This window comes from Rhizobium rosettiformans W3, assembly GCF_004912135.1.
Taxonomy (GTDB): Bacteria; Pseudomonadota; Alphaproteobacteria; order Rhizobiales; family Rhizobiaceae; genus Allorhizobium; species Allorhizobium rosettiformans.
Genome location: NZ_STGU01000015.1, coordinates 1 through 14,899, shown reverse-complemented (window position 1 = coordinate 14,899; position 14,899 = coordinate 1). Strand labels below are relative to the sequence as shown.

Genomic DNA, 14,899 nt, shown 5'->3' with positions numbered 1-14,899 from the left:
TGCCGTCTGCATCTGGGACGCGGCGGCCATGAGGCCGCACGCGATTGCCAGCATCAGGCGGCGCGGGCCAGTTCTTCGACTTTGACCTTGGCCGAAGCAACGGCCTTTTCGGCGGCTTCCGGACCATAGGCGACGCCTTCGACATAGACCGTCTCGACCAGCTCGATGCCCATGAAGCCGAGAACCGTCTTCAGGTAGGGCTCGGCATGGTTCATCGGCGCGCCAGGGCCGGAGGAGTAGATGCCGCCGGCGGCGAGCACGAGATAGGCCTTCTTGCCCTTCGCGAGACCGACCGGGCCGTTCTCGGTGTAGCTGAAGGTGAGGCCGGCGCGGGCAATGTGGTCGATCCAGCTCTTCAGCGACGAATAGATGTTGAAGTTGATAAGGCCGGTGCCGATGACGATCGTGTCGGCGGCCATCAGTTCTGCGACGAGCTTGTCGGAGAGGGAGACAGCCTCGGCCTCTTCGGCGGTACGGGCGTCAGCCGGCTTGCGAATGGCAGCGGTGAAGGTGCCGTCGACATGGTCGAGCTGGGTTTCGACGAGGTCACGGCGGACCAGCGTGCCGGTTTCACCGGCGAACTTCTCGGCGAGGTCGGTCGCGATCGCGTTGGAGAGGGATTCGGAGCCGCGCGGGCTGGAGGTGACGAGAAGGATGGAAGACATGTGCAGTACCTCGGATGTTGGAGGGCCCTTGGGAGCAGGCCTGCCATGCATCTATGCCCGAGCACGCATCGATAAAACTGTGATAATCTAGATTGATCATATCGAATAACTGGATGGATGCCCAAGCGCCATGGATGCCAACCCCACCCTCGACCAACTGCAGGTCTTTCTCGCCGTTGCCGATGCCGGCAGTTTTTCTGCTGCGGCCCGACAGCTGAACCGGGCCCAGTCGGTGGTGAGCTATACGATCGGCAATCTCGAAAGCCAGCTCGGCGTCTCGCTTTTCGAACGGACCGGCACGCGCCAGCCGCGGCTGACCGAGGAGGGCCGGGCGATGCTGACGGATGCCCGCCGCATCGTCGGCGACCTGCAGGTGATGCGGGCCAAGGTCCGCAGCATGCATCAGGGGCTGGAGGCCGAGCTGTCGGTGGCGATCAGCGTTCTCGTCCCGACAGGCGTGTTGCTGGCGGTCCTCCGAGACTTTCAGCGGCAGTTTCCCTCGGTTTCGCTGCGGCTGGAAGTGGGCGAACTCGGCCGGCTGGTCGAGCTGGTGATGAGCGGCAGGGCGACGATCGGTATCGGCGGCGCGCCGACCCGTCAGGACGATACCTTGATCGTCGACCGCATCGGCCACAATTTCCTGCTGCCGGCGGCCGCAGCCGACCATCCCTTGGCGCAGCGCCGGGGCACGCTGTCGCTGCAGGATGTGCGCGAGGAGACGCAGATCGTCGTGAGCGACGCTTCCGATCTGACCTCGGGCCGGGATTTCAACGTCTTGTCCTTCAAGACCTGGCGGGTGAGCGACATGGCAACCAAGCACCAGCTGATCCGTGGCGGGCTCGGCTGGGGAGGGCTGCCCGCCTCGATCATTCGCGAGGACATGGCGAAGGGCCGGATCGTGCATCTCGACCTGCCGGCCTATGAGCAGGGCTCCTACAATCTCTATGCCATCAGGCGGACGGACAATCCGCCCGGGCCGGCCGGCACCTGGCTGATCCGCGCCTTCGAGGAGCAGCTGTCGAACTGCCCCGCCGAAGCGACGCCGATGCTTGCGAAAGCAGTTTAAGGAATCGATTCAACTGCTTGAATCGACTCCACGCTTATGGCTTTTCCCGTGATCAGATCGTCAGGCGGAACTTGGCGAAACCATCCACACCGTCGCCGGCATCTTCGATTTCAGCGCCCTTGAAGTCGGCGAGGAAGTCGCGCGCCTTCGGGCCGGTCTCGAAGGTGACGGTTGTGTCGCCGATCGGGGCAAAGGACCAGTTGCCGTCGGCCGACGGATTGATGGTGCCCTGGTCGACGATGTAGCGCACGATGATGTCGCGGTTGGTGTCGGGGCCGACGAAGATCACCTTGTCTGAGGCGATCTCCGGGAATTTGCCGCCGCCGCCGGCGCGGTAATTGTTGGTCGCGACCGCAAAGGTCTGGCCCGGGTCGATCGGCTTGCCGTCGAACTGCAGGTTGACGATGCGGCTCGATTCCGGATGCACGACAACGCCATCCTTGTCGTAGCGGGCGGGCTTGGTGAGATCGATCTGATAGGTCACGCCGTCGATGACGTCGTAGTTGTAGGACGGGAAGTCCGGATTGATCAGAGGAGCATCCTTCGCGCCCTTCTCGATCTGGTTGAAGATCCCGGCCGACATCTCGAGCCAGTTCTTCACCTGCTCGCCTGTGATCGCGACCGCCTGGATGGTGTTCGGATAGAGATAGAGATCGGCGACATTCTTGATCGCGATATCGCCCGCGGGCACGTCGGTAAAATAGTCAGCGCCGCCGCGGCCGCCGGCCTTGAACGGTGCGGCGGCAGACAGGACGGGCAGATCCTTGTGCGGCCCGTCCTTCAGCATTTGCTTGATGTACCAGGACTGGGCGATGGACACGATCTGGATCGAGGGATCATCGGCCACCAGGGCGAAATAGGAGTAGAGCGGTGCCGACGTCTTGCCGACGGGCGTGCGCACATAGTCGAGCGTTGCCTGATGCTCGGCGGCGACTGAGGCGACGACCTCCGGCTTGTCCTTGACGTCCGCCACGACCTTGCGATTGTCGTCACGATGGTAGATCGGCCGTGCCTCGCAGGTGAAGTCGACGATCTTCCAGCTCGACCCGTCCTTTTCGAGGAGCAGATCGATCAGGCCCATATGCGAGCCCCAGAAGCCGGCCATGACGGCGGGCTTGCCGAGCAGCGTGCCCTTGACGGCATCCGCACCGGGAACATCCTCGAAATCCTTCGGGCCCGGAAAGACCAGATGCTGGTGGCCGGTGAAGATCGCGTCGATCCCCTCGACGCCGGCGAGATAGAGCGAGGCGTTTTCCATGCCTTCGCTCTCGCCATGGCCATCGATGCCTGAGTGGGAGAGGGCGATCACGATGTCGGCGCCGTCTTCCTTCATCTGCGGCACCCAGGCACGCGCCGCCTGGAGGATGTCGCGCGTCATCGCCTTGCCCTCGAGGTTCTTTGCGTCCCAGAGCATGATCTGCGGCGGCACGAAGCCGATGAAGCCGACCTTGACGGGGCTTGTGGCACCCGAACCGTCGCGGATCTGCTTTTCAATGATGTGGTAGGGCTTGAAGTAGAGGGGATCCTGCTTCGGGTCGGAAGCGAGTTGCCCTTTCGTCAGGTTGGCGCAGACGAAGGGGAATGTCGCCCCCGCCAGCGTGTTGAACATGAAGTCGAGGCCGTAGTTGAACTCGTGATTGCCGAGCGTGCCGCAATCATAGCCGAGCACGTTCATCGCCTTGATCACGGGGTGCACGTCACCCGGCTTCATGCCTTTCTGATAGGCCATGTAGTCGCCCATCGGATTGCCCTGCAGGAAGTCGCCATTGTCGATCAGCATCGAATTGCCGGCCTCGGCCCGGATGGAATCGATGATCGAGGCGGTGCGCGCCAGTCCCATCGTGTCGTTCGGCTTGTCGGCATAGTAGTCGTAGGGCATCACGTTGACGTGGATGTCCGTGGTCTCCATCAGCCTGAGATGCGCCTGATTGCCATTCGCGCGGACGGCGAAGGGGTGGAGCGTGACAAGGGCTGCCGAAGCGGCGACGCCGCTGAGGAAGGAACGGCGAGAGATGGGATGAAGATCAAGCAAAGACGGCATGGGGGCCTCACGGTCAACTGGTGCTGAAAGCGACGGAGGTTAAGTCGCTTTTGGAATGCTTGCACCTGTAAAATGACAGGGGTGAGACGTTGCCGTCGCATGATCTAGCTCGGCACCAGGTTACGGGGATCGCGATGGAAGTTGCGGAAATAGGCAGTGATTTGCGCCACCGCATTGGTTGTCTGTTCGAATTCGAGGCCCATCTTGCCCGCCCGGTACCAGCGGACGGTGCATTCGATATGGCCGAGTTCCACACAGCTGACGGTGACGGTCGCCCCGCGTTTGGCTTCGATCCAGCCTTCCAGTTGAAGAGCCATGCCGGTTCTGGAAATGTCGAGAATACGGATGTTGAGCTTCTGGCCGATGAATTCGAGTGTTCCGCGGATGTGACAGCGGATGCGTTGGCTCCGGCGACCGTCCGGATTGAGTTTGGCAGCAAGCATAAAATTGCGCTCCGTCAAATGGATTGAAAGAAACGCAGAAAACCTCGGCCACACGCCTTAACGGCATCTGGCCAAGGTCATTAGAATGCGAGCCATCTCCTCAGGAGATTTTAGGTGTTTTGCCCGATATCCGGGGTGTTTACCGTTAATTGCCGGCTTTGGGGGCCTCAGCCACGCAGGACGGGGCGGACTTCCTGATGGAAGTTGCGGAAATAGGCGGCGACCTTCGCGATCGAATTGCTGTTCGGCTTGAACATGATACCGATGCGCCCGCCATAGTTCCAGCGGACCACGCCTTCGAGCAGTCCGATATCGTCATTCTCGATAACGACGGGGCTTCCGGCGGCTGCCTGCAGCTTCGAGGCGAGCTCGAGTGCCAGACCGCTGCGGGAAATATTGATCACGCGCCCGTCCGCCTCCTGCTTGAAATAGCGCACCTTGCTGTCGATGCGGCAGCGGCTGCGCGGAGCCTTTCGAACATCCATTCCGAGATTATTGCTCATGATGTCGTCCTGATGAAAACAATGGGACGAGCTTAGAGAGGATCTGTAAGAACGGTCTAAAACAAATCATTAGGATTTTTACGAATCCCGATCAAAGACCCACATTGGGGCGCTCGATGACTTCGCGCAGCGCAAAGCTCGAATTGATCTTCACGACATGGGGAAGTGCCGAGAGCCAGTCACGGTGAATGCGCTCGTAGTCTTCGAGATCCTTGGCGGCGACTCTGAGGATGTAGTCATACTCGCCGGACATCAGGTAGCAGACGAGGACGTTGGGACAGCGCTTTACCGCGGCTTCGAACTCGGTCAGAGTTTTCGCAAACTGGCCGCTCAGCGAGATATGGACGATGACCATCATCTTGTAGTCGATCGCCTTGTGCGAAAGCCGCGCGTGATAGCCGCTGATGACGCCCGATTTTTCCAGCATGTCGTGCCGCCGCGAGCAGGCAGACGGCGAGAGCCCCACCTTCTCGGCAAGCTCCGCATTGGTCATCCGCCCATTTTCCTGAAGCGCCTTCAGAATGGCACGATCAATGGCATCCAGTTCTGCCATTCGAATAATTCTCCGTCTGATGAGGCGATCACGCAATAAGCTGCGGAATCTGTGCCGCTCGAACCCTCAGTTTGCAAGGACATTTTGCAGCGCCGATGGTTCAATTTCCGTATCTGAAACAAAGCGGCTTCGGCTGCGAATAAAAGAGAGGAACGCTTGATGCGTGTCGGTTGCCCGAAGGAAATCAAGAACCATGAATATCGTGTCGGCCTGACCCCCGGTGCGGTGCGCGAGTATGTGGCCCATGGCCATGATGTCCTGATCGAAACGGGTGCGGGTGCCGGCATCGGCGCCGATGACCACGCCTATATCGCTGCTGGCGCGAAAATCGCCGCCTCGGCCAAGGACGTGTTCGAAAAGTCCGACATGATCGTCAAGGTCAAGGAGCCGCAGCCTTCCGAATGGGTGCAGCTGCGCGAAGGCCAGATCCTTTATACCTATCTCCACCTCGCGCCCGATCCGGACCAGACCAAGGGTCTGATCGAGTCCGGCGTCACCGCCGTTGCCTATGAGACCGTCACCGACGAGCGCGGCGGCCTGCCGCTCCTGGCGCCGATGTCGGAAGTGGCCGGCCGTCTCGCAATCCAGGCCGGTGCGACGGCGCTGCAGAAGGCCCATGGAGGCCGCGGCATCCTGCTCGGCGGCGTTCCAGGCGTGCTCCCGGCCAAGGTCACCGTGATCGGTGGCGGGGTCGTTGGTCTCCATGCCGCCAAGATGGCCGTCGGTCTCGGCGCTGACGTGACCATTCTCGACCGCTCGCTGCCGCGTCTGCGCCAGCTCGACGATATCTTCCACGGCCGCGTTCACACGGTCTATTCGACGATCGATGCGCTGGAACAGGAAGTCTTCTCGGCCGATCTCGTCATCGGCGCCGTGCTCATTCCCGGCGCGGCTGCGCCGAAGCTCGTCACCCGAGAAATGCTGTCCGGCATGAAGAAGGGCGCTGTCGTCGTCGACGTCGCGATCGACCAAGGCGGCTGCTTCGAGACCTCGCATGCCACGACGCACTCCGATCCGACCTATGTGGTGGACGGCGTCGTGCATTACTGTGTCGCCAACATGCCCGGTGCGGTTCCGATCACCTCGGCGCATGCGCTCAATAATGCCACCCTGGTTCATGGCCTGGCACTCGCCGACCGTGGTCTGCGCGCGATCGCCGAAGACCGTCACCTGCGCAATGGTCTGAACGTCCACAAGGGCCGGATCACCAACAAGCCGGTTGCGGAAGCGCTCGGATATCCGGCCCACGCCCCGGAAGCCGTACTCAACGTAGCGTAAGGCGACACTCTCCGGTCGCCTCACGTTGCGTCAGGTCCGCATCGTATCGTGTAACGCGGCCATCTGGGCCGGCCATCCCATCGGCCGGCCCATTTCTTTATGGCCTGTGATCAGGGCAGGTCCGGGCGGCTTTTCGGCTCGTGCATCGGACAGCCGATAAGCGCGCTGCGTTTGGCGGCAGCGACGGGGTAGACCTCCTTGCGGGCGCGCATGACATTGCCGAGCGGCCGGTGCTGCTCGACCCCGCGCCAGGGGCGGAAGGTCAGCCCGTCGTCGACGGCCCTGGAGCGACCTTCCGACCAGCCGGTCTGTGGGCCAACGTTGATCGTCGCAATCTCCAGATAGGGGCTGTCTTCCTCGGGCCAGACGACGGAGGCATCCTCGATCGGCTGTGTCTCGAGGTTGCGACAGAGCTGCGCCCGCAGCGTCCATTCGCCACCCTCACGGGCCATGACTTCGGCAACGGCCTCGCGCAGGACATCGGGGCCCTCCGACAGGTCGATCCGGTCGTCACTGAGGCGCTTGAAGCTCTCGGACCGCGGGATGACATCGAGCTTGGCGACATAATCACCGAAGCGCAAAGGCACCTGGGTGTAGTAGTGCTCGCCGAGCGGGTGGGTTTCAGGATAGCCGCCCATCGCCTTCAGCGCACCGGCATCGGCACCCATGGCTTCAAGCCCCTTGACGATCGGTCTCAGGATCCAGCTGAGCGCACTCTTTGCCCATTCGACCCTATCTGTGGTGCGGGCAATCAGTTTCAGGTTCTTGGCAAAGCCGGCTGCATCCGGTGCGGCAAAGGCCGGTGCCGAGGCAAACAGGAAGTCCTGCGTCACATCGCCTTCGCTGCCCGGCAGACGGTCGCCATCGACGCCGAAGAGCTTGATCGCAAAGCCGCGGGGCAGCGAGACGCTGTCGCGCAGGGGATCACCCGGAATGGTGGAGATGCGGATGATCGCCGGATAGGAACGGCCGGGTGTCTGGAAGATGCCCTGGGCGAGCTCTGCGGGAAGAGCGTCATGCACGGTCACTGTGGCTTCGAGCAGCGCGTGGCTCTTGGCATGTACGCTGCGCTGGGCGTGCCCCAGGTCCTCATGCGTCTTGCCGATGATGTAAAGCATGCTCTCCTTGATGTCCTCGATCGCCTCCTGTTCGTCGGCGGTCGGTTTTTCCAAGTCGGCATGATAGCGGATCGGCGGGTTGGGCTGCATCGAGGGCTCCGTTCTCTCTAGACAAGCGAACGGAACGCAGTGCCGGTGACCGAGGTTCCTCCCGGCGCCGGAGGTCGTCGCGTCAGCCCCGCTCGCGGCGCGCAAGCGCATGGCTCGCGAGGCGTCGCACACGCGGCCATAGCCGACCGTCGATCAGGCTGAGACCAACTAGGATGATCGCCATGCCGGCAAAATCTTCCGGTGCGAGACGTTCACCGAGAAAGACCGCGCCGAGCAGAATGGCGCTGACGGGGATCAGGAAGGTGACCAGCATGATATTGGTGGCGCCGGCGCTTGCCAGGATCCGGAAGAAGATCACATAGGCAAGGGCCGTGGAGATAAGCGCGATCGCAATCACCGCAGCGATGGTCGCCGCACCGGGCGCAGCAATCGTCCACGGGCGATCGACGGCCATGGCGAAGATCAGCATGACCGCGCTCGATGCCGTGAGCTGGCCGCAGGCAGTCACGATCGGGCTCAGCCCCCAGAGGCGGAACCTTCTGCCATAGACACCGGCGAAAGCGTAGGAGAGGGCAGCGCCGAGGATTGCGACCTGGGCAAGCACATCCTGGCCGAGGCGCGACAGAGAGGATGGTCCGATCATCACGGCAACGCCGGCAAAGCCCACGAGCACGCCGGCAAGCCGGTTGCCCGTCATCTTCTCGTCGCGTGTCAAAAGATGCGCCACGACAACGCCGAAGAGCGGCGTCGTGGCATTGAGGATCGAGGCGAGGCCGCTTTCGATATGGGTCTGCGCCCAGACGATCAGGCTGAAGGGCAGAATATTGTTCAAGAGCCCCATGCCGAGAAAGCCGAGCCAGATTCTCGAGGATGTCGGCATAGGGTGTCCCGAGAGCCGCACCACGGCATGCAGGGCAAGCGCTGCCAGACCGACACGGGCCGCAACGATCGTGAGCGGTGGCAATTCCTTGACGGCAACGCCGGTGAAGAAGAAAGACCCGCCCCAGATCACGGAGAGGATGAGGAGCAGACCCCATTCGGTGGCGGTCATGGAGGGGCGGGCGGGCGTCATGCGTGTCTCCGGCTGTCGGTCGACGCGGTCTCGGTCCGCTCGATTCGGCATTGATAGCAGTTGTTGCGCGCCGAGCGGACATGCAGATAGGCGATGTGCGGATCGGCGAGCAGGTCCAATGCCCGCGTGACAATGGCCGAAGTCGGCACGACGCCGCCGCTGCCATAGACGATGCGGTCGTCGGCGCCATAGCCGCGCACGATATAGTCGGGGCTTTCCAGCATCGGCGGCAGGACCTCGCTTGCCGCGTAGCGCGGGCAAGCCTCGGCATGCAGGAAGATCGGCCCGGTCTCGGCATAGGGCTGGAGCGCGGGGAAGGGTCGGTAGGCCAGCGTCAGATAGGCCTCGCCTTCGGCGATCTCGCCGAGGCAGTGGCGGCAGGGATAGCCGCCGGGAGACAGGCGCCGCTCGGGAGAAAGACCATAGGCGTCGGGCGCGCCCAGCCGATAGGCGGTGGCCTCTTCCGATGGCATGGCGAGAAAGCGTAGGGCGGATGTGATGAGAGCCTCGTGATGACGGTTGAGATGTCCGAGCCTCTGTCATCGGAGCCGCCGCCGCCACCCGATTCCTGCGCGAGCTGTTGCTGTCAGAAAAGGCGTTTTTCTCTCGCTTAACCTCTGCTGTAGATAATGCGGCGATCCAATATCGGGTGAGGGGCTCCCATGATGTCTACCAGGTCGGCTGCCGCGGCTTTGCTGGCGCTTTCCGCATGTCTGTTTCAACCTTCCATGCCCGCAGCTGCGGCCGAGCTGACCGAGGAGCAGATCGAGGAAGGGCAGAAATTCGTCGTCAACAATGCGATCTTCATCCTCTTCCACGAGGCCGGCCACATGCTGGTCTCGGAATTCAACCTGCCGGTTCTGGGGCGTGAGGAGGATGCGGTGGATGCGCTCTCCTCCGTGCTTCTGCTCGGGGCGGAGGATGAGGAGCTCTATACAACGATGCAGGACAGTGCCGATGGCTGGTTCCTGCTGGATGAGGCGAAGGAGGAAGGCCCGCAGGATGAGGACTTCATGGGCACGCATGGCCTCGACCGCCAGCGCGCCTTTGCGATTGTCTGCATGATGACCGGGGCCAATGCCGAGTTCTTCAAGGAGTTCGCCGACTCGCTCGACTTCCCCGAGGCGCGGCGCCAGGAATGCGTCTTCGAATACCAGAGGGCACGCGACAGCTGGATGAGCCTTCTGGCCGCCAACATGAAGGACAGCGCCAAGACGAAGTTCGAGGTCACTTACGAACCTGCCGGCAACGAGGATCTGCAGGGTTTCGCCGACCTTCTGAAGAGCGCCAGCGTCCTGGAGACGATCGCGACCGTCTTCGGCGAAGGCTATAATCTGAAGGACGGCATCAAGATCACCGGCAAGTCCTGCGGCACGGAAAACGCCTTCTGGCATGCCGGCAACCGCGAGATCACCTATTGCTACGAGATGGCGGCCTTCCACGCCGGTCTGATTTCCAACTGGTTCGAGAACCAGACCGCGGGCGAAGAGGACACAGCCAATGACGAGGTCGCCAACGAGGATACGGCCGACGACGACGCAGCCGCCGAACAGACGGGTGCGTCCGCTGTGAAGCTGAAGAAGAAGGACTGAGCCTCAGCCGTCGCGCTTGACGAGCGCCAGAAGCTCCTGGTCGGTCATGGGATCGACCAGGGCGTTGTAGGTTCCAACGGGCGAGAAGCCGAACTGCTGGTAGAGCTGCAGCGCGCGCGGATGATCGAGCGAATTGGTGGTGACGGTCACCGTCTTCGGATTGCTCGCCCAGGCGGCATAGAGACATTGCAGCAGGAACCACTTGCCGATGCCGAGGCCCAGCGCATGCTCGAAGAGGCCGAAATAGGAGAGCTCGACGAGGTCGTCGCTTTCCTGTGAGAGTTCATAGAAGCCAGCCGGCGCGCCATTCACATAAAGAACCGAGATCGACACCTTGTCGGCATGGATGATCGCTTTCAGCTGCTCGTCGGGCATGCGCAGGCGCTCATACCAGTGCCAGCGGGCGCCGACCTGGCGATGCAGGAAGCGGTAGAAGGAGAGCGGGATCTCATGCGTGCGCATGATCGCAGTCTGGATATTGACCGGCACCGGCAGGCTGGACTTCGGCGGCGCCGTCATTTCAAGCCGTGTGACATGGGCCGTCAGCGGACCCGAGGACTTGGAGCCGAGCGCTTCCGCCTGACCGGTGACGATGGGCGTGTCCGTCTTCGAGCCCCATTCCGACCAGGAGCCGTCATAGAGCGAATTGTCGGTATGCCCCAGGCTCTCGAGCGCCAGCGTCACCACGGCCGCCGTCACGCCAGAGCCGCAGCTGGTGACCACGGGATTGTTGAGGTCGATGCCGGCATCGGTGAAGATCGAGCGCAGTGTGGCGAGATCCTTGAGGCGGCCGTTTTCCGACAATGACGCGGCGGGCACGCTGCGCGCACCCGGCATATGGCCGGAGCGCATGCCGGCACGCGGTTCCGGTTCCTCACCGGTGAAGCGACCGGCGGGGCGGGCATCGGCGATCTGCTTGTCGGCATTGTCGGCAATCGCCGACATCTGGTCGAAGGAGGTGATCTTCGCCCGGTCGAACTGCGCCTCGAAGGTGACGGGCGCCGGTTCCGGCAGATCCGTCTCGAGCCTGCGGCCCTCCGCCTTCCAGCCATCGATCCCGCCGTCGAGCACATAGACGCGGCGTGCACCCATGACACGGAACATCCACCAGACGCGCGGTGCGGAGAAAAAGCCCGGGCCGTCATAGACGACGATGGTGTCATCGGCGGAGATGCCGAGCTGGCCGACGGCCTGGGCGAAGAAGGACGGCGAGGGGAGCGAATGCGGCAGGCCGGTCGTGGTGTCGGCAATCACGTCCTGATCGAAGAAGACCGCACCCGGAATGTGGCCGGAGGCGTATTCGACGGCGCCGTTGCGGTTGTGTGCAGGCAGGTACCAGGAGGCATCGACAAGTTTGAATCCGGGCGCCCCGAGGTTCTTTTCGACCCAATCCGCCGAAACGACGAAACGGCTTCTTTCACCGGACATGCACTTCTCCCGTAACGTTCTTCAGGCAGAGGCGTCCGGGGCTCCAAAGCGAATGCGGAACCGGCGGTTCTCCTTGCCCTTCTTTTCGATCTTGGCGATATGAATCGCACCGACCTCCTGGGTCTCCGAAACATGTGTGCCCCCGCAGGGCTGGCTGTCAACGCCGGAGTTCTCGCCGATGCAAACGAGGGAGACCCGACCAAGCCCGATCGGCGGGCGCACATTCTTCGACTTGACGATGCCGGGATTGGCCGCGAGCTCCTCGTCGGTGATCCACTGGAGAGTGACGGGGTGGTTCTCGTGCACGAGTTTCATCAGGTCAGCGGTCACCTGATCCTTGTCGATGGTCTCCGACATGTCGAAATCCACGCGACTTTCCTCTTCGCCGACGGCCGCACCTGTGATCGGATAGGAACAGACGACGGAGAGCAGGTGGCATGCGGTGTGCATGCGCATCAGCTTGTAGCGGCGCGGCCAGTCGACATGCAGCACAAGTTTCTCGCCGACCATGGGCAGGGGCTCGCCTTCGACCGGGCGGTGCAGGATCACGTCCTTGGTAGCGCCGTGCCGGGTCTCGGCAAGCTGGATCCGGCTGCCGTCTTCCCGCTCGAAGAAACCGGTATCGCCCGGCTGGCCGCCGGAGGCGGCATAGAAGCAGGTCTGGTCGAGTTCGACCGCGCCATCCACATGCACCGCCGTCACCACCGCCTCCGCCGTCGAGAGATAGAAATCGTCGCGGTAGAGGGCGATGGTGGTCATGGGGGTGCTTTCAGGAATGTCAGGCCGTCTCGAACGGCAGGTCGAATTCGCTGCGCTTTTCGAGCCAGGTCGGAACCGGCAGGTTCTTCGAGCGCAGGAAGTCCGGGTTGAAGAGCTTCGACTGGTAGCGGTTGCCATAGTCGCAGAGGATCGTCACGATCGTATGGCCCGGACCGAGCTCCTTCGCAAGACGGATCGCGCCGGCAATGTTGATGCCGGAGGAGCCGCCGAGGCAGAGGCCCTCGTTCTCGACGAGATCGAAGACGATGTCGAGCGCTTCGGAATCAGGGATCTGATAGGCGAAGTCGGGCTTGAAGCCCTCGAGGTTCGCCGTGATGCGGCCCTGGCCGATGCCCTCGGTGATCGAGGATCCCGAGGATTTGAGCTCGCCGCTTTTATAGTATTCGTAGAGGGCCGCGCCTTCCGGATCTGCAATGCCGATCTTGACGCCGGGCTTCCTGTTGCGAAGGCCAATCCCGGTGCCGGCCAGCGTGCCGCCCGAGCCGACGGCGCAGATGAAGCCATCCACAGCGCCCCCGGTCTGCTCGAAGATTTCCTTCGCCGTCGTTTCGATATGGGCGTCGCGGTTGACGGTGTTGTCGAACTGGTTGGCCCAGATCGCTCCATTCGGCTCGGTCTTGGCGAGCTGGGCGGCGAGACGGCCGGAGATCTTCACATAGTTGTTCGGGTTCTTGTAAGGCACCGCCGGCACTTCGACGAGCTCGGCGCCGAGCAGCTTCAGGGCATCCTTCTTTTCCTGGCTCTGGGTCTCCGGGATCACGATCACGGTGCGATAGCCAAGCGCCTTGGCAACCAGCGTCAGCCCGATGCCGGTATTGCCGGCCGTGCCCTCGACGATCACGCCGCCGGGGCGAAGCAGCCCGCGCCGCTCGGCATCACGGATGATGAAGAGGGCGGCGCGATCCTTCACCGACTGGCCGGGATTGAGGAATTCGGCTTTGCCGAGAATGGTGCAGCCGGTCGCCTGGGAGGCGCCTTTCAGCCGGATGAGGGGCGTGTTGCCGATCGCTTCGAGAACCGAGGGATGAAATGCCATGATGTCTGCCTTTTCGCCTGACGCGGACACTAGAACCAAAAGCGCGGGGAAGAAAACCGGGGCACCTCGCAATTTTGTCCTTCTGGACAAGAATATGAAGGGCGAACGGTCAGCGCGGGATCGAACCGGTCTTTTCCGCCCGGAGCCGTCAATTGGCAAGGAATGGCTTTTCGTGGTGGGGCGAGGGGAGGGAAAATGCGTTCGGGGACGGGTTAGGGTGTGAACTTCGGGTCAATCGCTGTGGATCCGATATCGGCGGGGCCTGGATAGGACATCAGGAACTCGCCGAAATTCGGTCTCGGCTTTGTCATCACCCTTTTTGCCGCCTCTCCGGCTTCGACGCTGACCAGCATAGCGACGGGCTCGCCGTGGCGAGTGATGGTAATGAAGGCACCGTTGGCGGCGGCGTCTACCAGACCGGCGAATCCGGCCTTGGCATCGGCAATGCTCATGCTCGACATGCTCGCCTCCGAAATTAACTGGATGTGGTCAACTTAATGCTGGGCTGTGCATCGGGCAAGCGAGGCCCGAATCCTCTGCCGATCGTTACAAGTTTAAGCATTCTCTTCACCGGATTTTCACGCCTGACCGGGAAGTCTGCTGCTGATGCTGCTCAAGGTTGTGCGGGGAGGGGTGGTGCTGAGGGTTCTCGTGGCTTTGGCCGTGTTTCTGCCGATCGCCGGCTGCGATCTGCTTTTCGATTTTCCGGAATGGCAATGGCATCAGAAACTCACGGTGTCGGTCATGACGCCGGAGGGCATGAAGGTCGGCAGCGCGGTCACGTCGGCGCGGATCGAGTTTCCGCCCAAATGGACCGGCGTGGGCGATGCGGCCGGTATGCAGCGTGGCGGCGTTTCCGGCGAGGCGGTCGTAGTCGATCTCGGCGAGGGCCGTTATCTCTTCGCGTTGCTGCAGGGCTATAGTGAGTGGACGGCCTATACCGCCTTTTTTCCGGAACTGGAGGGAAAGGCGATGCTGAAGGAGGAGATGTTTCCTTACCTCGACCGGATGGTGGCGAGCGACGGGCAGTCCCGCGACGTGCCGCGCAAGCACTATCCTCTGCTGGTCACGTTCGATGACATAAACGACCCGGCCTCGGTGCGCCGCGTCAATCCCGGCGATCTCGCTGCTACATTCGGGCTCGGCTATAGGCTCAATGCGATTACGCTGTCGATCACGGACGAGCCGGTGACCGAGGGGCGGGTGAAGGATGTGCTGGGGTGGTGGATAGATCTCCGAGCCGGGCGATACAACGAAATGGTTTCCCTCAAGC

At 62.3% G+C, this 14,899-nt stretch carries 16 protein-coding genes; 4 read left to right on the top strand and 12 right to left on the bottom strand.

What is annotated here, in order from left to right; all coding sequences use genetic code 11:
* Positions 1-53: 53 nt before the first annotated feature.
* Entirely contained in the window at positions 54-665 is a 612-nt protein-coding gene (locus tag FAA86_RS20305) for an FMN-dependent NADH-azoreductase (RefSeq protein ID WP_136542863.1), read from the bottom strand.
* 130 nt (positions 666-795) lie between these two features.
* Here FAA86_RS20305 and FAA86_RS20300 point away from each other — a divergent pair, with 130 nt between their 5' ends.
* On the top strand, positions 796-1,731 hold the full coding sequence (locus FAA86_RS20300) for a LysR family transcriptional regulator (RefSeq protein WP_136542862.1): 936 nt from the start codon (positions 796-798) through the stop codon (positions 1,729-1,731).
* Positions 1,732-1,783: 52 nt separating this feature from the next.
* Here FAA86_RS20300 and FAA86_RS20295 read toward each other — a convergent pair whose 3' ends face one another.
* The 4 genes from FAA86_RS20295 to FAA86_RS20280 form a co-directional block, all read right to left on the bottom strand.
* Positions 1,784-3,772, bottom strand: a complete 1,989-nt coding sequence (locus FAA86_RS20295) for a bifunctional 2',3'-cyclic-nucleotide 2'-phosphodiesterase/3'-nucleotidase (protein ID WP_136542861.1) — start codon at positions 3,770-3,772, stop codon at positions 1,784-1,786.
* A 104-nt stretch (positions 3,773-3,876) separates the two neighbouring features.
* Positions 3,877-4,215 carry a PilZ domain-containing protein gene (locus tag FAA86_RS20290; RefSeq protein WP_136542860.1) on the bottom strand — a complete coding sequence of 113 codons (339 nt, stop codon included), beginning with the start codon at positions 4,213-4,215 and terminating at the stop codon, positions 3,877-3,879.
* Positions 4,216-4,382: 167 nt separating this feature from the next.
* On the bottom strand, positions 4,383-4,718 hold the full coding sequence (locus FAA86_RS20285; RefSeq protein WP_136542859.1) for a PilZ domain-containing protein: 336 nt from the start codon (positions 4,716-4,718) through the stop codon (positions 4,383-4,385).
* A 91-nt stretch (positions 4,719-4,809) separates the two neighbouring features.
* Complete coding sequence (locus FAA86_RS20280; protein ID WP_113461753.1) at positions 4,810-5,271, bottom strand: Lrp/AsnC family transcriptional regulator; 462 nt, start codon at positions 5,269-5,271, stop codon at positions 4,810-4,812.
* A gap of 159 nt (positions 5,272-5,430) precedes the next feature.
* Between FAA86_RS20280 and ald the strand changes: the two genes are divergently transcribed.
* Positions 5,431-6,549, top strand: a complete 1,119-nt coding sequence (ald, locus tag FAA86_RS20275) for an alanine dehydrogenase (RefSeq protein WP_136542858.1) — start codon at positions 5,431-5,433, stop codon at positions 6,547-6,549.
* A 110-nt stretch (positions 6,550-6,659) separates the two neighbouring features.
* Here the strand turns inward: ald and FAA86_RS20270 are convergent, their stop codons facing one another.
* From FAA86_RS20270 to FAA86_RS20260, 3 genes are all read right to left on the bottom strand, one after another.
* Positions 6,660-7,757: a catalase family protein gene (locus FAA86_RS20270; protein ID WP_136542857.1), complete on the bottom strand. Its 1,098-nt coding sequence runs from the start codon at positions 7,755-7,757 to the stop codon at positions 6,660-6,662.
* 82 nt (positions 7,758-7,839) lie between these two features.
* Positions 7,840-8,790 carry a DMT family transporter gene (locus FAA86_RS20265; protein ID WP_205910048.1) on the bottom strand — a complete coding sequence of 317 codons (951 nt, stop codon included), beginning with the start codon at positions 8,788-8,790 and terminating at the stop codon, positions 7,840-7,842.
* Entirely contained in the window at positions 8,787-9,263 is a 477-nt protein-coding gene (locus FAA86_RS20260) for a DUF1203 domain-containing protein (protein WP_136542856.1), read from the bottom strand. Before FAA86_RS20260 ends, FAA86_RS20265 begins: the two co-directional genes overlap by 4 nt.
* 192 nt (positions 9,264-9,455) lie before the next feature.
* On the opposite strand from FAA86_RS20260, the gene FAA86_RS20255 reads away from it, so the two are divergent.
* A complete protein-coding gene (locus FAA86_RS20255; RefSeq protein ID WP_246035141.1) occupies positions 9,456-10,382 on the top strand; it encodes a DUF4344 domain-containing metallopeptidase in 927 nt (308 codons plus the stop codon).
* 3 nt (positions 10,383-10,385) lie between these two features.
* On the opposite strand, the gene sseA is transcribed toward FAA86_RS20255, so the two are convergent.
* From sseA to FAA86_RS20235, 4 genes are all read right to left on the bottom strand, one after another.
* Entirely contained in the window at positions 10,386-11,810 is a 1,425-nt protein-coding gene (gene sseA, locus FAA86_RS20250; RefSeq protein WP_136542854.1) for a 3-mercaptopyruvate sulfurtransferase, read from the bottom strand.
* Between the two features lie 21 nt (positions 11,811-11,831).
* Positions 11,832-12,569, bottom strand: coding sequence for an alanyl-tRNA editing protein (locus FAA86_RS20245; RefSeq protein WP_136542853.1), 738 nt, complete (start codon positions 12,567-12,569; stop codon positions 11,832-11,834).
* 19 nt (positions 12,570-12,588) lie between these two features.
* Positions 12,589-13,626 carry a cysteine synthase A gene (locus FAA86_RS20240; protein ID WP_136542852.1) on the bottom strand — a complete coding sequence of 346 codons (1,038 nt, stop codon included), beginning with the start codon at positions 13,624-13,626 and terminating at the stop codon, positions 12,589-12,591.
* Between the two features lie 212 nt (positions 13,627-13,838).
* On the bottom strand, positions 13,839-14,087 hold the full coding sequence (locus FAA86_RS20235; RefSeq protein WP_136542851.1) for a type II toxin-antitoxin system Phd/YefM family antitoxin: 249 nt from the start codon (positions 14,085-14,087) through the stop codon (positions 13,839-13,841).
* Between the two features lie 145 nt (positions 14,088-14,232).
* Here FAA86_RS20235 and FAA86_RS20230 point away from each other — a divergent pair.
* A partial coding sequence (locus FAA86_RS20230) for a hypothetical protein (protein WP_136542850.1) occupies positions 14,233-14,899 on the top strand: 667 nt, incomplete at its 3' end.